Raw genomic sequence first — 17,680 nt, forward strand, 5'->3', positions numbered from 1 at the left:
GCGACGGTAATGGCAGGTCGAACAGACCGCATCATTCAAAGGAGGGTACAACGGTAATGGGTAGACGCGCATATGAAAAGCTCGCGGGGATCTGTGCATCCCTGAACACGTCCGAGCAGGAACTTGCCCATTCCCTCGGTATCTCGCGCATTGCGTTGAAAGCGATAGACCGTACCGACGCACCTCTTTATCTACGGCTGGCGCTGGCCGCTTTGGTATCGGAAATGAACCCCGATGAAATATTGAATTCCAAACGTGGAAATGGGGAAATCGACGCATCCCTCCCGCTCTTGTCTGCGCGCTAACAGGCAAGGTCATCGGTTCGAAGATCTCGGACGACAAGATATTTCGCCTTGCTTCCTTTGACGGAAATATCCCGTTCTCAGCAACAGGCGGTTGCGTTCCGCATGCGTGCAGCCCATGCCGTGGCAAGATGACGGAACGGCCGCTTTCGGCTTTTCACGCGCTGCAACGCAGCCATGGTCGCAAAGACCGTGGCGAACAACGTAGCGGCGGCTTCTTCCCTCGCCATTTTCCACATCCCATTGTGAGGGGCGTTCTCCCGAGCGCCCCTTTTTGCGGCATTGCGATCAATCTGTAACGTTACAGATTCTTTGGGTGAGAGCGATGCCTGCATCTCGGCAAGCATTATATGGCATAAAAAATCTCTTCTTCTCCCGAAGTATGAACTATATTAAAAATAGCATAATCAATGCATTAATATGGGCGCGCATAGGAAATTCCAGAGGCTGACAATTAAGGGCTTGCAAGCGAAGGCTTTTTGAATACCATACCTGTAACGTTTCAGATTTGGGAGGATATGGAATGTTGCCTGGAAGGACAAAGATTCTTGCCGCATCCGTTTGTCTGGCTATGACAACGCTGACAATGGTGGGCTCGGCTTCAGCGGCCAATCTCGAAGTCACGCATTGGTGGACCTCCGGCGGTGAAGCCGCGGCGGTCAAGGTGCTGGCTGAAAAATATGACGCGCTCGGCGGCGATAAATGGGTTGATGGCGCCATCGCCGGAAGCGGCTCTACCGCGCGCCCCATCATTATCAGCCGTATTCTCGGCGGCAATCCCATGGGGGCCACCCAGCTCAACCATGGGCGGCAGGCCGAGGAACTGGTTCAGGGCGGCTTGATGACAGACCTGACCGAGCTTGCTGAAAAGGAAGGCTGGGCTGACTTCATTCGGCCAAAGAGCCTTCTGGACTCCTGTACTTATGAAGGTCGGCTCTATTGCGTGCCGCTGAACATTCATTCCTGGGAATGGATGTGGATCAATCCGCAGGCATTCCGTGATGCCGGTGCCGAACCGCCGAAGAACTGGAATGATCTTGTCGCTGCGGCACCCAGGCTGCGGGAAAAGAACATCGTGCCGCTGGCAACCGGGGACGGCTGGCAGGTGAACGGTATGCTGAACGTGCTGACAACCGCAATCGGCGGCAAAGACCTCTATCTGAAGGTCAACAAGGACAAGGATGCCGAAGCGGCGCGCGGCCCGGAAATGAAGAAGGTTTTTGAGGCGCTGGCGGAGGCGCGCTCGCTGGCCGACCCCGGTTATGTCGGCCGTTCTTGGAACGAGGCAACCAATATGGTGCTGACCGGCCGCGCCGGCACGCAGATCATGGGCGACTGGGCGCAGGGCGAATTCGGCACCGCCGGCAAGGTTGCCGGCAAGGATTATGACTGCCTGCCCGGTCTTGGTCTGCATCCGTATCTGGATACGGGCGGCGATGCGATCTACTTTCCTAAGAACAATGACCCGGAAATCACCAAGGCGCAGCTGAAGCTTGCAAGCATGCTCGTTTCCAAGGAAACGCAGGTTGCGTTCAATCTTGCCAAGGGTTCGCTACCGATCCGTGGCGATGTCGATCTCGATTCAGCTTCAAGCTGTATGCGTGCGGGCATCGATATTCTGAAAGACCCGGACAATATCGTTCCGTCGGTGGAACAGTTGCGTGCCCCCGATACGCAGGGGCAGATCGAAAGTCTTGTCGCCGAATTTTTCTCCAATCCCGACATGGCGGTCGATGACATTCAGGAGCGTTTTGCGGAGATTATCGAGCAGGCACAATAATCTCATTCAGGTCCCGCACGGTCGATGAGGACGATGGTGCGGGATTTCCCGAAAAACGGGACAGGGAGGATAGCAATGGCCGTCATCGAAGAGGGCAATCGTCGAAGACCGCCCGGCATATTTCGCAATCTGAACGCGAAAGTTGCCGCACTTCCGATGATCGCGACGGTTCTCGTGGTTTTCATCGGTTGTACGCTCTGGACAGTGCTCTATTCGTTCACATCTTCCAAGTCGCTGCCGATGTTGAACTTTGTCGGTTTCGACCAGTATACGCGCCTGTTTTCCGCAACCCGCTGGCATGTCTCGGTGCGAAACCTTGCGATCTACGGCATTCTCTGCATGGGCTTTTCGCTCGTGACAGGGTTCGTGCTCGCAGCCCTGATGGACCAGAAAATTCGCTTCGAAAACACGTTCCGCACGATTTTTCTCTATCCCTATGCCCTGTCGTTCATCGTGACCGGCCTCGTCTGGCAGTGGATATTCAATCCGCAGCTCGGCCTGGAGAAAGTCGTCCGCGATATCGGCTTCGACAATTTCCAAATGGCGATCCTGTCGAGCCGCACCTACGTCATCTATGCGATTGTCATTGCCGGGCTCTGGCAGATGACCGGCCTGGTCATGGTTCTTATGCTGGCCGGGCTGCGCAATGTCGACGATGAAATCTGGAAGGCGGCGCGCGTCGACGGCATTCCGAAATGGAAAACCTACCTTTTCATCATCCTGCCCATGATGCGCCCTGTTCTGGTGACGACGGTGGTGCTGATCGCGACCGGCATCGTCAAACTCTACGATCTGGTTGTTGCCATGACCAATGGCGGTCCCGGCATAGCGTCGGAAGTTCCGGCGAAATATGTCTATGACTTCATGTTCGGCTGGGCCAATCTCGGGCAGGGGCTTGCCGCTTCCACGGTCATGCTGACCACCGTTCTTGTCATCCTTGTTCCATGGACGATGCTTGAATACAGCCGGAGGAAAGCGCGATGACGGAAGCTGTCCTGAACAGACAATCGCCGACCGGGGCCGACGCCGTTCACTCGAGGGTCGGTTCGGCAACGAAGCAGGCATCGCAACCCTGGGGACGCAAGCCGAAACGTCGCTTTGCGCCTGCAACCATCATGCTCTACTGCGTCCTGTTTGTCGCTGCCGTCTATTATCTGCTGCCGCTCTACGTGATGGTCGTCACATCCTTGAAAGGCATGCCCGAAATCCGGCTTGGCAATATCTTTTCACCGCCAGTCGAGATCACTTTCGAACCATGGGTCAAGGCCTGGAGCCAGGCTTGCACCGGCCTTTACTGTGAAGGCATCAGCGCGGGTTTCTGGAATTCGATCAAGATCACCGTGCCAAGCGTGATCGTTTCCATCGCCATTGCTTCGGTCAATGGCTATGCACTGGCAAACTGGAAGTTCAAGGGATCGGAGATATTCTTTGCGATCCTGCTGTTCGGGGCATTCATTCCGTATCAGGTCATGCTTTATCCGCTCGTCATCATTACGCGCGAGCTTGGGATATTCGGCACGCTGACCGGCGTTGTCTTCATCCATACCATCTTCGGCATGCCGATCCTGACACTGTTGTTCCGCAATTATTTCGCCGGTCTGCCGCCGGAACTCTTCAAGGCGGCACGTGTCGACGGAGCCGGGTTCTGGCGCATTTTCTTCCAGATCATGCTGCCGATGTCGCTGCCGATCTTCGTTGTCGCGATCATTCTGCAAGTAACGGGTATCTGGAACGATTTTCTGTTTGGCGTGGTGTTTGCCGGAACGCAGAATTTTCCGATGACCGTTCAGCTCAACAATATCGTCAACTCCATGCAGGGCGTGAAGGAATATAACGTCAATATGGCTGCCACCCTTCTGACTGGGGCCGTGCCGCTGCTCGTTTACTTTCTGTCCGGCCGTTATTTCGTTCGCGGCATCGCCGCCGGCGCAGTGAAAGGATGAGTTCATGAGTTCAAGCGTTTCCATCCAGGATCTGTCGCTCGACTTCGGCTCGGTCAACGTGCTGCAAAATCTCAATCTGGAAATCGGCGAGGGCGAATTTCTCGTGCTTCTCGGGCCTTCCGGTTGCGGCAAGTCCACGCTGCTCAATTGCGTGGCGGGTCTTCTCGACATTTCCGAAGGCAGTATTTTCATCAAGGGGCGCAATGTCACCTGGGAAGAACCGAAGGATCGCGGCATCGGCATGGTGTTTCAGTCCTACGCGCTTTATCCGCAGATGACGGTTGAAAAAAACCTTTCCTTCGGCCTGCGCGTTGCCGGCCTGCCGAAAGGGGAGATCGACAAGCGGATCAAACGCGCCGCCGAAATCCTCCAGATCGAGCCCCTGCTGCAACGCAAGCCCTCGGCGCTGTCGGGAGGGCAACGTCAGCGTGTCGCGATCGGCCGCGCACTGGTGCGCGATGTCGATGTGTTTCTGTTCGATGAGCCGCTTTCCAATCTCGACGCAAAATTGCGTTCCGAATTGCGCGTCGAGATCAAGCGTCTTCACCAGAAGCTCGGCAATACGATGATTTATGTCACCCATGACCAGATCGAAGCCCTGACGCTGGCGGATCGCATTGCCGTGATGAAAGGCGGGGTGGTGCAGCAGCTGGCCGACCCGCTCACGATTTACAATCGACCGAAGAACCGGTTCGTCGCGGGCTTTCTCGGTTCGCCATCGATGAATTTCTTTTCAGGCGAAATCGCTGCCAAAGACGGCAAGCCCATATTCCATATCGGAGAGAGCGCCGTGTGTCTGGACGGATATGACGGGTCGCTGCCGCCGGGACGCAAGGCCACGCTCGGCATTCGCCCGGAGCATGTGAGGCTGGGCGCTGAGGATGGCTTTGAGGCCGTCGTCGATCTGGATGAGCCGATGGGCGCCGACAGTCTGGTCTGGCTGCGCCTCAACGGGCATCCGCTATCCGCGCGGGTTGAGGCCGGTAAACGCTATCGGGCAGGCGAAACGGTCAGGATCGGCTTCAAACCCGATGCCCTGTCGCTTTTCGATGCCCAAACGGAGGAGAGGCTTTAGATGAATAGCGAAAAACGCGCCCCTTAAGAGCCTTCAGCAAGAGGCGAAATCATTGGCTTTCAGTCGGCGGACCGAAGACGGTTTCGGACCGCGCGGGAAAGTTTTGCCCGAAAGAAAGCCCGACACAATTCTGGATAGAGTGCCAAGGATGAGGACATGAACGGATATTCCTACCAACTTTACAGCTCCCGCAATTTCCAGCCGCTGGAGCGCACGCTCACCATGCTGCGCGACCTCGGCTATCGTGGGGTCGAAGGCTATGGCGGAGTTTACGGCGATCCGGCGCGGTTGAAGAATGATCTGGATGCGTCAGGGCTTTCCATGCCGACCGGGCATTTCGGTCTTGATATGCTTGAAAACGATGTCGACCGGGTTCTGGAAATCGCAAAGGTCGCCGATATGAAGGCGATTTTCTGCCCTTATCTCGAAGCGGATCGCCGCCCGGACAGCGTTGCCGGCTGGCAGGCGTTCGGCAAGCGTCTTGTCGCAGCCGGAGAGCCTTATCGCAAGGCGGGCTATGCGTTCGGCTGGCACAATCACGATTTCGAGTTCCGCCCGCTGGCCGACGGTTCCGTGCCGCAACAGCATATTCTTGACGCTTCGTCCGATCTTGCATGGGAGGCGGATATTGCGTGGATCATCAAGGGTGGCGCTGACCCGCTTGAATGGATCGAGCGTTATGGCGACCGCATTCTTGCAGTTCATGTGAAGGACATTGCCGCAAATGGCGAGAACGCCGACGAAGACGGCTGGGAGGATGTCGGCCACGGAACCGTTGATTGGGCTGCCCTGTTTGCGGCCTTGCGCAAGACACCGGCCCGCTATTTCGTCATGGAACACGATAATCCGTCGGACGATACCCGATTTGCGAGCCGTTCCATCGAAACCGTAAGACATTTTTGAGCGGGAGAACGACATGAGCAGGACACTTGGTGTCGGTATTATCGGTTGCGGCAACATATCTGCGGCCTATCTCAGGCTGTCTCCCATGTTTCGGGGCATCGAAATCAGGGCATGTGCCGATATTGATCCCGCGGCGGCGAAAGCGCGTGCGGAGGAGTTCGTCGTAAAGGCCCAGTCCATCGATGAACTGCTTCGTAACGACGAGATCGATATCGTCGTCAATCTGACGGTTCCGGACGCCCATTATGCCGTGACGAAACAGATATTGGCTGCGGGCAAACATGCCTATTCGGAAAAGCCGCTGGTTCTCTCGATGGAACAGGGTTTGGAACTGAAGGCGCTTGCCGATGGCCGCAATCTCAAGGTGGGATGCGCGCCGGATACGTTTCTGGGTGGGGCGCACCAGTTGGCGCGCCGCGAGATCGATCGCGGTTCGGTGGGCCGCATTACATCGGGCACATGTCATGTCATGAGCCATGGCATGGAGCATTGGCATCCGAATCCGGACTTTTTCTTCCGAAAGGGCGGCGGGCCGATCCTGGATCTCGGGCCCTATTATATCGCCAATCTCGTCAACCTCATCGGACCTGTGAAACGTGTCGCGGCCCTGACGTCAGCCGCGACGCCGGTACGGACGATCAGTTCCGAACCGCGCAAGGGCGAAACCATTCCTGTCGAGACGCCGACGACCATTCATGCGCTGCTGGAATTCGAACAGGGTGCAACAATAACCCTTTCGGCAAGTTGGGATGTTTGGGCCCATCGCCACGCGAACATGGAATTATATGGCACCGAAGGATCGCTCTATCTGCCCGACCCGAATTTTTTTGGCGGGGACGTGCAATTGGCGAAGCCGGGAGAGCCTGCCGGGCTTGTTGAGAATTGGGACCACCCTCTTGGGATTGCCAATGAGCAGCATGCGCAAGGTATGATGGCGAATTACAGGACCGTTGGCCTGGCGGATATGGCGGCAGCCATTCTGGACGGTCGTGACATGCGCTGTTCGCTGGAACGCGCATTGCATGGGGTCGATGTCATGCTGGCTATCCTTAGGTCGGGTGAGGAAAAGCGATTTATCGATATCGAAACACGCTGTACGCGCCCGGAAGCACTGGATGTTGCGGCGGCAGAAGCCCTGCTGCGGCCAGCAGAAAACGGAAAAAGACGGGCGGCAAACTGAGATTGCATCGCTCCTCCCGAGCGATTGGAGGCTATTTCGTTCCTGTAGGGACGAAGTGGCCTCCGCCCATTCTTACCCGATGGTTTGCAGTGACTTGACATCGACGCCGTTGATGCGGCCAAGGATGGCTTTTCCAAGCTGCTGCCCGGCCAGCTTGAAATTTTCCTCGACGACAATCAGGCCCGGACGAAACCAGTGCAGGATTTGCGTCGACTGCTTGGCTGCCACATCGACCTCATTGCCTATGCTCAATCCGGCGTCTTCGACGCCTGCAACAACGGCCAGGGCCGCGGCACTGCCGGAGCAGATGATACCGTCCGGCCGCTCCGGTCTTCGCATCAGACGGGCCACGTGCTGCCGCAGATCTTCAAGCGGCGTGTCCAGATCCACGCCTTCGAGCGGCGATCCGCTGCAATGAAAGGCTCGCAGCCCTTCATAAAATCCGCCCGCCATATGCCGGTAATAGGTGAGATGCGCGGGGGGAGCCAGCAAGGCAAGCCGCTTTCGCCCGCGCGTAGCGAGTTTACCGACCATATCCAGCGCGAAAGTAAAATTATCGAAGTCGTGATAGGGATGCTCGATGCCCGTATCGGTGCGGCCATGCGTGGCGAAGGGAAAATCATGTTCCGTCAGATAATGAACACGTTGATCGTCCGGTTCCGTGCGGGAGAAAATGATTCCGTCGGCTGACCCCGTTTCGACAATATAGCGAATGGGCTCGATCGGCGCCCGCGAATGAAAATAGGGCGTGAGAATGAGGTGGTACTGCGTTTCTGCCAGTACATCCGCGACCCCGTGAATGACCTGACTGGTAAAGCCCATGATCTCGTCCTGCGTGTTCAGGACAAGCGCGATAACATTTGTCTTGCCGGTCCGAAGACGTACGCCAGCCCGATTGGGACGATAGCCAATCTGCCGTGCGATCAGTTGCACACGTTTTCGCGTTTCCGGGCCTATTTCCGGCGCATCCTTCAAGGCGCGCGACACCGTCGTCACACCAAGGCCGGTCATGAACGCTATCGTCTTCAATGTCGGGCGTTCATTCTCGAGGAACGGTCTGGCTGGGTTTTGCGGCCTGGAAGCCTGCGAGCTCCGTTTTTCGTTCATACGCGTGTCGTCCGGAAGCGAGGGGCGAGGTATACGGCAAATATAGAATTTTCTTTATCTATCAATAGCTTGTTTTGACGAGCTTGTCATCTTTTATGATGACGGGCCACCCGTTTTTGATACTGCCATGGGTTGAATATAGCGCATCTCATGCATCATATCCGAAGGGAGATTTGTTCTGCACCCGATCAATCCGGCGCGCGCCGCCGGGACAAATCAGGGCTTGCCGATATTCGCCGTTTTGACCGGACTGTCATGATGGATCCGGCCAGGCTTAATTGCGAAGGCACTGCGAGACGCCTTTGGCGATCACAAGCATATCGGCGACCGTCGCGGTGAAGGGGTGATGGCGAGATCGGACGCGCCATGCCGAAGGCCCGCTTCCGGGGGGCTATTATTCCCGCCAGGCTGGCAAAAGCAGTTCGGCGACCAGCCCGCCGGATGGATCGTTCATCAACCGGATATCGCCCGCATTGGCCCGTGCCACATTGCGCGCAATCGTCAAGCCGAGGCCGAAACCGCCGGACTCACGATTCCTGGACTTGTCGGCTCGGTTGAAGGGCTGGAACATCTCTTCAATTTGGTTCTCCGGAATGCCCGGACCATCATCCTTCACGCGCAGCACGAGTTCGTCGTTTTCATGCCGAAGCGACAGTTCGGCCTTGCCGCCATAGGCAATGGCATTGTCGATGAGATTGGTGATGCTGCGCTGGATCGAAACCGGCTGGCAACAGGCAATGGCATCGCGCCGGTCGGAGTTTCGCTCATCCAGCGTGGCCTGCGGATAGTTATCGGCGATCGAAAGGAGAAGCGACCAGAGATCGACTTTTTCCTTTTCTTCATTGGCCAGTTCAAATGTAGCGAAGTCGATGACCGAGCGCGAAATCGCCTCGATATCATTGAGATCCCTGGCGAGCGACGTTGCAAGCGCTTCATCTTCGACCAGCGCCAGACGAAGCCGGACGCGGGTTAGCGGCGTGCGCAGATCGTGCGCCAGCGCAGCCGCAAGCTGCTCGCGTTCAGCCACGTAATCAAGCAATCTGGCTTGCATCGTATTCACCGCCTTTGCTGCGGCTTTATATTCCCGGCTGCCATCTTCGGGTAATGGCGGGCTTTTAAGGTCGCCGCCGATCCGGTGTACGGCGTGTTCCAGCACGCGGTAAGGAGCGGTGAGGCGGCGGGTCGCCCATATGGCGACGAGAACCACGCTGAGCGCAACAAGCGCAAAAAGCGGAATGGTTTCGCTTGTGATGATCGGATCGGCTGGGGTGATCCGTGTGGTGAAGTTCATCCAGCGCCCGTCGCCGAACTGCAGCGACGTGGTGAGGCTGGCGCTCTGGTTCGTCGTTGCAGCAAGGTCGTTGATCTGTTTCTCGACATCGCCCATATCGACATTGTCGGGGTTCTGCGCCAGGGCGGCGTGAAGCCCATGTGCGAGTTTGTTCCGGCGTATGCGCGCATCGATCACGCCGTAACGCGCCAGCCGCGCGACAAGCACATCTTCCAGTTCTGCAAGGTCGTCTTCACTGGCCAGTACGGAGGGCACATCGGGTTGCGCCGTGATCGTGATCGCCTGGCCGGAATTGGTCAGACGAACCGCAAGATTGTTCCAGTCGCCAAGCGGGGTCGTGCTGAGCAGCTTGACGAGCGCTGTCGCCCTTTCGCTGAGACGAAAGAGTTCCAGCGCATTGTTTGCATCCTCGCGATCCTGCGAGACGATCCAGAGCGTTGCGATCTGCGTAATCAGAAGGCCGCTTATCAGAATGGTGAGAAGCCAGCTCGGCAGAGAGCGCGGAAAGGGAAACCTCATTCCAATTCGACCTGATGCCCGAACTGATAGCCGCCGCCGCGAATGGTGAGGATTATCTGCGGGGAGCGCGGATCGTCGTTCAATTTGCGCCTGAGCCGGCTGATAAGGATATCGACGCTTCGATCATAACCGTAAACCGCCTGGTTTCCGGCCATTTCCATGAGCTGGTCGCGGCTGAGTATATGCTGCGAACTTTTGACGAAGGCTTCGAGCAGATTGAACTCGGCACTCGTCAGCTCGACGCGCACGTCCGACGGCGATGTAAGACGCCGCCGCGCGCAATCGAGCGTCCAGCCGGCAAAACGGTAGCTGTGCGTGACGGGGCGGCTTGGTCCACGGTTGTTCTCCAGCCGTCTTAGAACGGCGCGGATACGGGCGAGCAGTTCGCGCGGATCGAACGGCTTGGCCAGATAATCGTCCGCACCGATTTCAAGGCCCAGTATCTTGTCGGCGGCATCGGCAATCGCCGTCAGCATGATGATCGGCACGCGCGAATGGCGGCGGATATCCTGACATATCTCAATGCCGCTCTTGCCGGGCAGCATGACGTCGAGAATAATCAGATCGATGGCAGTGCGGCTCATCACATCATGCATCTCGTCGCCGCTATGGGCGACGGAAACGCGCATGCCGCGGCGTTTGAGGAATTCGTGCAGAAGGTCACGTATGTCCTTGTCGTCATCGACGATCAGAACGTGGGCGTCTTCTTTCAATTTGCAGCTTCCATAATAGCGTTCATTCCCTTGATAGTAGCGCCGGGATTGCGACGATAAAAAGCCTTTGGCTTCGGTTTTCAACCGACATCTGGCCGGCGCTACAATTCAGAAACAAATTGCAACAGACGCGAAAAACAAGCGCAAACAAGGCGTGCAATAACGGTGTCGCTGAAGAAACTGAAGCCTATTGAAAGATCGAATTCGTATGTATCGCTCGATTTTTATATCGAAAACAGCTGCGAGAGCGTTTCTTTCACCCCTTTGCCTTGCGGCCATGCTGTCTTTTCCGCTTCCCGACGGAGCAATGGCGGCACAGCTCATAACGCGCAGCGAACGGTGTGACAGGCTTCAGCATCAACTGCAAACCGCGCTTTCCGGTCGTGTCGAAACTCGGCGCGCCCGTCAGGCGGAAACCTTGCAGAAGCGAGGGATGAAGTTCTGCGCAAGCAGAAGAGAGGCGCAGGGCCTGCGAGCCTATGCCGAAGCCCTCAAACTTCTAGGGGTCAAACCCGACGTGGCCGACGCAGGCGGACAGGAAACTGCTTTACCTCCGGTGGGGAAGAACCCCAACGGAAAACCCAATTGAGGAACCGGAAAATGAAGAAGTCGCTTATTTCTGCTCTCGGCATGGCTGTTGTTTTGGGTCTGTCCGCTCCTGTTCTGGCGGCGAGCGCTCCAAGCACCGCTCCGGCCGCTGCTTCGACGACCGTAAAGCATCATGTCAAGAAGACCGCTCCGGCCAAGAAGCTTAATAAGGCGAAGAAGCCGCACAAGAAGGCCGTTCCGGCCAAGAAGCACTAAGTTTTGCGTGTTGTGCGATAACCGGCAAGCTCCCTCGCAGTCCGGTATTCGTCACAAAAGGCCGCTGCCTGTCGGACACAAGCTGTCCGATCTGCAGCGGCCTTCTTCTTTGTCCGTCCGTCGGGAGTCCGGTCTTGCCGAAGCCATTCCAGCCGCCATATTCATCGGTTGGACCGTGAGGAAGAGTTCGGATGACGACAATCGACCTGAAACGTATTTATGACGCTCCGTCGCCTGATGACGGCTACCGCGTGCTTGTGGACCGCGTCTGGCCGCGCGGTATGACGAAGGAGAAGGCAGATATCGACCTTTGGGCCAAGGATATCGCCCCTTCGACCGATCTTCGCAAATGGTTCGGCCATGATCCCGAAAAATGGAATGATTTTCAGAAGAAATATCGGGCGGAACTGGAGGGCAACAGGCCAGCGCTGAAGAATCTCATCAGCGAGGCCGAGGCAAGGGGCGGGCGTCTGACGCTGTTATATGGCGCAAGGGACGAAGAGCATAATCAGGCCGTTGTCCTGTATGCGTTCATGCGGTCCCTGTAGGGCATTCAGTCCCTGCCTTCCTCGGGTGCTCCCAATGGAAACAGGTGACGGAACGGCCGGGCCTCATCAAGCGCACGGGCGTAACTTGGCCGCGCGAGCAGACGTTTGCGGTAGGCCCGCAGATTGGCGAATTTTTCGGGAATGGCATAGGTCCAGTCTGCATAAAGCAGGGAAGGCGCGGCGGCACAGTCCGCGAGGCTGAAATCGTCGCCCACGACCCATTCCCGACCCTCCATATGCCGGTCCAGAAAAGCGTAAGCCGTGTCGAACGCCGCCCGCCAGCGATCTCCCCCGTCGTCATGTTCCCGGCCAATCGCAATATAGACAAGGCGTTGCTGGGGATAGTTTACGTAATTATCGAAGAAACGATCCCACATGCGCACATCCGCGCCGACCAGCGGTGCGGATGGGATCAGCCGCTTTGTGTGAGGATAGGCTGCTTCGAGATATTCGATGATGCCTGTTGCTTCGAAGACCAGTTTTCCATTGTCCGTCAGGACCGGAAATTTGCCGAACGGCCAAAGCGCGGCGAATTCACTGGCCACCGGTTCGGTGCCGTCGAGCATGCCGGTTTCGAAAGCCAGGTCCTTTTCGTAGAAGGCCGTTATCGCCTTCTGGCAATAGGACGAGAAGGGATGAAGATAGAGTTTCAGCGTCATCATGATCCTCCCAGACAGATGGCAGATGAACGTCAGGCGCCGTTGGTGCGATAGTCCGCACGATTGATGCCATGACGCTGCATCTTATCGTAAAAGGTCTTTCGTGGAATACCGAGAGCTTCGATCGTTTCCTGGACATTGCCCTTATGGGCGGCAAGCGTTTCGCGGATCAGGGTTTCCTCGTAGCGCTCAAGCCGTTTTGGAAGGGGCTCCTGTGCACTGGCCGTGGGCTGTGGCGAATGGAGCGCTTTTGCAACGCCAAGAGCGACACGGTCGGCGAAATGGGCCAATTCTCGGACATTTCCCGGCCAGTTGTGGCTCATCAGGTGACGATGTGTCGCCGCATCGATTGCCGGAACCTCGCGATTGAAGCGTTTTGACGCCCGCGTCAGAAAATGCGCGAAAAGCAACGGGATGTCTTCCCGTCTTTCCCGCAGCGGCGGAATGGAAAGGGTGACGACATTCAGCCGGTAATACAGGTCTTCACGGAAATCACCCCTTTGCGCGGGATCGCCAAGGTCGATCTTTGCCGCCGCCACGACACGCAGATCGACGGGGCGAACCTCATTGGTGCCGAGCGGCGTAATCTCCCGCATTTCGAGAACACGCAGCAGTTTCACCTGTGTCGCAGCGGGCATGCTTTCGATTTCATCCAGAAACAATGTGCCGCGGCTTGCGTGCTCAATCCGTCCGAGCCGCTTTTTCTGCGCTCCGGTGAACGCACCGGCCTCATGACCGAACAATTCGCTTTCAATGACGGTTTCGGGCAGGGCGCCGCAGTTCAGCGCCACGAAATTGCCTTTGCGGCGGCGGCTCCACTTATGCAGGAGCTGCGCGACGACTTCCTTGCCGCTGCCGGTTTCCCCCGCCACAAGTACATCCACATCCGTGTCGGCTATGTTGCGCAAGGTTCGCCGCAGATTGTCCATGGCCGGCGTCTGGCCGATCAGCGGCAGATCGCCCTCCACGTTCTCCGCCGCCTGTCGCAGCGCACGGTTTTCAAGGACAAGCTGGCGCTTCTCCCAGGCGCGGCGGATGCTGTGCACCAGCCTGTCGGCGGCAAAAGGCTTGGCGATGAAATCATAGGCACCGTCCTGAATGGCCTGTACGGCCATCGGAATATCTCCGTGACCGGTAATCAGGATCACGGGCAGATCGGAATCAATCGCCTTTATCCGTGCAAAGAATTGCAGGCCGTCGATATGCGGCATGCGGACATCGGTAACGACAATGCCGTCATAATCGGGGGCAATCGTGCCCAACGCATCAAGAGCGTTGGAAAAATCGATAACCCTGAACCCGGCAAGCTCAAGCGTCTGGCGCGTAGCGCGGCGCAGCGCCCCATCGTCATCGACAAGAATAATGCAGGGTGAACTGTCCATCATGCTTTTCTCAATTCGATGTGGAAGGATGTGCCTTTGGTGCTGCTTTGTACGGATATGGTGCCGCCATAGTCCGTGACGATTTCCTTCACAATGACCAGACCCAGACCCAGACCTTTTTCCTTCGAGGTGTTGAAAGGCGAAAACAGATTGTCGCGAATATGCTGCGGCATGCCAGGCCCATTGTCGCAAACCCTTATGACGACCTTGTCGCCCTCCACATGGGTCCGGACCTCAATTCGACCGTCATGTTCTTTTGAATCAACGGCTTCCAATGCATTCTGGAACAGGTTTATGAAAACCTGTTCCAGCCTGATCGAGGGGCCGATGACCTTGAGATCGGACGGCGGCAGCGCAATATCGAGTTGATCCATACGGCCGGAAAAACGGCTGCGCAACAATACGAGCGCGCTTGATATGACCTGACGGAGGGACGTCGGCTCGGACGGGGAGCGTCCCTTTCGCGCGAGTGCTTTCAGATCCCCGGTTATGGTGCCGATACGCTCTGTCAGTGCGGCGATTTCGTTGAGGTTTTCGGCTGCATCCGAAAGCTGGTTTCGTTCGATGAACGTTTTTGCATTGTCCGCATAGGCGCGAATGGTCGCCACCGGCTGATTGATTTCGTGGGCCACTCCGGCAGCCACCTGTCCCATGATGGCAAGGCGGTTGGCATGAACGAGATCCTGCTGCACGCCCTGAAGCATGGTTTCGGTGCGGCGATGGTCGCTGATTTCCGCCTGCAATCTGTCTCGCGCGAGACTGAGATCACGGGTGCGTTCTTCGACCCGTTCTTCCAGTTCCATTCGCGTGCGCCGCGCATCGGCGATGCGGGCCGCCAGAATTTGCCTGCGCCGCAGAACCAGTCCGCTAATCATCGCAGCCGCAGCGAGAGCGATAAAAGTGAACAGGCGGGCCTCGCGTATAGCGGCGGGTATTTGCGGGCGAATGGGTGCAAGGCTGTACATCTGCCATGGCGTGGAGGGCACATCCGAACGGATGGCCAGAAAATCCGTCTTGCGTGCATTGCCCGGCAGCAGGGCATCAATCAGCAAAACATCGTCCCCGTCGATGGAATTGACCGATAATGGCAGCGGGCTGAGGTGCGTGTCGCCGAACTGCCGGCTATCGCGGATGGAGCGACGCTCATCCTCCCCGATTGAACCGATGGTCATGAAGCGCCAGGAAGGCAGGCTTGTAATCAGAACGATATCGCGCTCATCCGTCACAAAGGTTGGCCGCCCGGCATCGTTCCAGGCGCTTTCCAGCCGATCGAATTCCAGCTTGACGACGATCACGCCAAGCGGACCGTCCGGGCCGTCGACGCGGCGGGATATATAGAGTCCGGGATGATTGCTGACATTGCCGAGCGCGAAATATTCAGTGCTGCCCTTCTTCAGTGCATCATGGAAATAGGGACGAAACTCATAGCTGTTGCCGACAAAGCTGTCCGGCTCCCGCCAGTTGCTTGCAGCGATGGCAATGCCATCCATTCCGACAAGATAGATGACAGCCGCCTGCGTGCCTTCCGCCAGCGTTTCCAGTTTAAGGTTCAGAGGATCGATCGTGGCGGCTGATTTATCCTGTAGCGCCATTTCCAGCGCCCGGTCCTTTGACAATACCAGAGGCAAGGCGCGCTGCTTGTCGAGAACGGCGCGCAACAGGGCTGTGTTCAGGTTGGCATCGATCCTTGTCTGTTCGCTCAGCGACAAAACGGCCTTGTCTCGCGCCATGTCACCGACGATCCAGAAGGCAAGCGCAAAAACCACGGCCCAAAACAACCCAAACAACGCCCATGTCCTGCGGTTGGAGTTTTTGGGGTGAGGCGGAGTGCCTGCGGCGGAATCATTAGAAATCATTATCTCTATTGTGCATTATTTCGCACATTGCAGAAACAGAAATGTGCGGTTGACCGCACTTATGCGCCCCAAAAATAACTGCGGAAACTAATAAACACAAACAAAACAATGGTTTGAATGAAGGCGGTAAACTGGCACGGAGATTGCAATTCATAGGTCCAGCAGCGGTGGAAACCGTTGAAACTTGAGACTGAAAGGCCCGGGAGGCTGGACAAGTTCCGTGCTGGGCCGAACGGAGGACATCATGATTGCAACACCTTCCGGCACTGCGGCCGCGCCGCGCGGTCGGGTTCCTTTTTACAAGCATCTTTACGTACAGGTCTTGGTGGCCATCGCAGCCGGTATTCTGCTTGGCCATTTTTATCCGGAGCTTGGTGCGCAGCTTAAACCGCTTGGCGATGCGTTCATCAAACTCGTGAAGATGATAATCGCCCCTGTCATTTTCCTGACTGTCGCGACCGGCATTGCCGGGATGACCGATATGAAAAAAGTGGGCCGCGTTGCCGGCAAGGCAATGATCTATTTCCTGACATTCTCGACGCTGGCCCTGATTATCGGCCTTATCGTGGCCAATCTTGTGCAGCCGGGCGCCGGAATGCATATCGACCCGGCTTCGCTTGACCCGAAAGCGGTTGCGAATTATGCCGCCAAGGCGCATGAGCAGACCGTCACCGGCTTCTTGAGCAATATTATCCCGACCACGATTGTCGGAGCTTTTGCGGAAGGCGACATTCTCCAGGTTCTGTTCATCTCGGTCCTGTTCGGCATCGCGCTTGCCCTGGTTGGCGACAAGGGCAAGCCCGTGACCGACTTTCTCCAGGTTCTGACCGCGCCGGTTTTCAAGCTGGTTTCGATCCTCATGAAAGCGGCTCCGATCGGCGCTTTCGGTGCCATGGCTTTCACCATCGGCAAGTACGGCATCGGCTCGATTGCCAATCTCGCAATGCTGATCGGTACGTTCTATCTCACCTCACTGCTGTTCGTGCTTGTCGTTCTGGGTGCGGTCGCGCGCTATAACGGCTTTTCGATCCTCGCGCTCATCCGCTATATCAAGGAAGAACTGTTGCTCGTCCTGGGCACATCCTCGTCCGAAGCAGCCCTGCCCACGCTGATGGACAAGATGGAGAAGGCAGGCTGCAAGCGCTCGGTGGTCGGCCTTGTCATCCCGACGGGCTATTCGTTCAATCTGGATGGCACAAACATCTACATGACGCTGGCCGCGCTTTTCATCGCGCAGGCAACCGATATTCCGCTGTCGCTCAGCGATGAGATTCTGCTTCTGCTGGTGGCGATGCTCAGCTCCAAGGGGGCCGCAGGCATTACGGGGGCCGGTTTTATCACGCTTGCCGCGACGCTGTCCGTCGTGCCGGCTGTTCCGGTCGCCGGTATGGCGCTGATCCTCGGCATCGATCGCTTCATGTCGGAATGCCGTGCGCTGACAAATCTTGTCGGCAATGCTGTTGCAACCATTGTCGTGGCGCGTTGGGAAAACGAACTGGATACCGAAAAGCTTGCCGCCGCAATGAGCGGCAGGCCCGTTGTTGCGGATTTTGTTCCGCAGCTGGAGCCGGCCGAGTAACAGCGCTATTCATTTACAGGAAGAAATGGCCCGCTTCTG

Annotated in this window: 17 protein-coding genes; 11 read left to right on the forward strand and 6 right to left on the reverse strand. The window is 57.0% G+C overall.

Going from position 1 to position 17,680, the window contains the following annotated elements:
* Positions 1-56 precede the first annotated feature (56 nt).
* The 7 genes from AVM02_RS08585 (at position 57) to AVM02_RS08615 (ending at position 7,183) form a co-directional block, all read left to right on the forward strand.
* Positions 57-305, forward strand: a complete 249-nt coding sequence (locus AVM02_RS08585; RefSeq protein ID WP_411506553.1) for a hypothetical protein — start codon at positions 57-59, stop codon at positions 303-305.
* 520 nt (positions 306-825) lie between these two features.
* Entirely contained in the window at positions 826-2,082 is a 1,257-nt protein-coding gene (locus AVM02_RS08590) for an ABC transporter substrate-binding protein (RefSeq protein WP_411506554.1), read from the forward strand.
* Positions 2,083-2,157: 75 nt separating this feature from the next.
* Complete coding sequence (locus AVM02_RS08595; protein ID WP_411506555.1) at positions 2,158-3,066, forward strand: carbohydrate ABC transporter permease; 909 nt, start codon at positions 2,158-2,160, stop codon at positions 3,064-3,066.
* Positions 3,063-4,025, forward strand: a complete 963-nt coding sequence (locus AVM02_RS08600; protein ID WP_411506556.1) for a carbohydrate ABC transporter permease — start codon at positions 3,063-3,065, stop codon at positions 4,023-4,025. The genes AVM02_RS08595 and AVM02_RS08600 overlap by 4 nt, the downstream gene beginning before the upstream one ends.
* Before the next feature lie 4 nt (positions 4,026-4,029).
* On the forward strand, positions 4,030-5,100 hold the full coding sequence (locus AVM02_RS08605; protein WP_411506557.1) for an ABC transporter ATP-binding protein: 1,071 nt from the start codon (positions 4,030-4,032) through the stop codon (positions 5,098-5,100).
* Positions 5,101-5,256: 156 nt separating this feature from the next.
* Entirely contained in the window at positions 5,257-6,003 is a 747-nt protein-coding gene (locus AVM02_RS08610) for a sugar phosphate isomerase/epimerase family protein (protein WP_411506558.1), read from the forward strand.
* Positions 6,004-6,016: 13 nt separating this feature from the next.
* Complete coding sequence (locus tag AVM02_RS08615) at positions 6,017-7,183, forward strand: Gfo/Idh/MocA family protein (protein ID WP_411506559.1); 1,167 nt, start codon at positions 6,017-6,019, stop codon at positions 7,181-7,183.
* Positions 7,184-7,255: 72 nt separating this feature from the next.
* Here the strand turns inward: AVM02_RS08615 and AVM02_RS08620 are convergent, their stop codons facing one another.
* The 3 genes from AVM02_RS08620 to AVM02_RS08630 all read right to left on the reverse strand — a co-directional run bounded on the left by AVM02_RS08620 (position 7,256) and on the right by AVM02_RS08630 (position 10,813).
* The gene (locus AVM02_RS08620; protein WP_411506560.1) at positions 7,256-8,290 is read right to left on the reverse strand and encodes a LacI family transcriptional regulator; all 1,035 of its coding nucleotides are present in this window, start codon (positions 8,288-8,290) and stop codon (positions 7,256-7,258) included.
* Between the two features lie 394 nt (positions 8,291-8,684).
* Complete coding sequence (locus tag AVM02_RS08625) at positions 8,685-10,100, reverse strand: ATP-binding protein (protein ID WP_411506561.1); 1,416 nt, start codon at positions 10,098-10,100, stop codon at positions 8,685-8,687.
* On the reverse strand, positions 10,097-10,813 hold the full coding sequence (locus AVM02_RS08630; protein ID WP_411506562.1) for a response regulator: 717 nt from the start codon (positions 10,811-10,813) through the stop codon (positions 10,097-10,099). Before AVM02_RS08630 ends, AVM02_RS08625 begins: the two co-directional genes overlap by 4 nt.
* A 208-nt stretch (positions 10,814-11,021) precedes the next feature.
* Here AVM02_RS08630 and AVM02_RS08635 point away from each other — a divergent pair, with 208 nt between their 5' ends.
* The 3 genes from AVM02_RS08635 to AVM02_RS08645 all read left to right on the forward strand — a co-directional run bounded on the left by AVM02_RS08635 (position 11,022) and on the right by AVM02_RS08645 (position 12,165).
* Entirely contained in the window at positions 11,022-11,402 is a 381-nt protein-coding gene (locus AVM02_RS08635) for a hypothetical protein (RefSeq protein ID WP_411506563.1), read from the forward strand.
* A gap of 11 nt (positions 11,403-11,413) precedes the next feature.
* Entirely contained in the window at positions 11,414-11,617 is a 204-nt protein-coding gene (locus AVM02_RS08640) for a hypothetical protein (RefSeq protein WP_411506564.1), read from the forward strand.
* Positions 11,618-11,808: 191 nt separating this feature from the next.
* Positions 11,809-12,165: a DUF488 domain-containing protein gene (locus AVM02_RS08645; protein WP_411506565.1), complete on the forward strand. Its 357-nt coding sequence runs from the start codon at positions 11,809-11,811 to the stop codon at positions 12,163-12,165.
* Between the two features lie 5 nt (positions 12,166-12,170).
* Here AVM02_RS08645 and AVM02_RS08650 read toward each other — a convergent pair whose 3' ends face one another.
* The 3 genes from AVM02_RS08650 to AVM02_RS08660 are packed head-to-tail and all read right to left on the reverse strand — an operon-like array spanning position 12,171 to position 16,062.
* Complete coding sequence (locus AVM02_RS08650; protein ID WP_411506769.1) at positions 12,171-12,824, reverse strand: glutathione S-transferase family protein; 654 nt, start codon at positions 12,822-12,824, stop codon at positions 12,171-12,173.
* Positions 12,825-12,856: 32 nt separating this feature from the next.
* Positions 12,857-14,206: a sigma-54-dependent transcriptional regulator gene (locus tag AVM02_RS08655; RefSeq protein ID WP_411506770.1), complete on the reverse strand. Its 1,350-nt coding sequence runs from the start codon at positions 14,204-14,206 to the stop codon at positions 12,857-12,859.
* Complete coding sequence (locus AVM02_RS08660) at positions 14,206-16,062, reverse strand: ATP-binding protein (RefSeq protein ID WP_411506566.1); 1,857 nt, start codon at positions 16,060-16,062, stop codon at positions 14,206-14,208. The genes AVM02_RS08655 and AVM02_RS08660 overlap by 1 nt, the downstream gene beginning before the upstream one ends.
* A 244-nt stretch (positions 16,063-16,306) precedes the next feature.
* Here AVM02_RS08660 and AVM02_RS08665 point away from each other — a divergent pair, with 244 nt between their 5' ends.
* The gene (locus AVM02_RS08665) at positions 16,307-17,641 is read left to right on the forward strand and encodes a dicarboxylate/amino acid:cation symporter (protein WP_411506567.1); all 1,335 of its coding nucleotides are present in this window, start codon (positions 16,307-16,309) and stop codon (positions 17,639-17,641) included.
* Positions 17,642-17,680: the final 39 nt, after the last annotated feature.

Origin of the sequence: Brucella anthropi, from assembly GCF_046630315.1 — a bacterium.
GTDB classification, from domain to species: domain Bacteria; phylum Pseudomonadota; class Alphaproteobacteria; order Rhizobiales; family Rhizobiaceae; genus Brucella; species Brucella anthropi_A.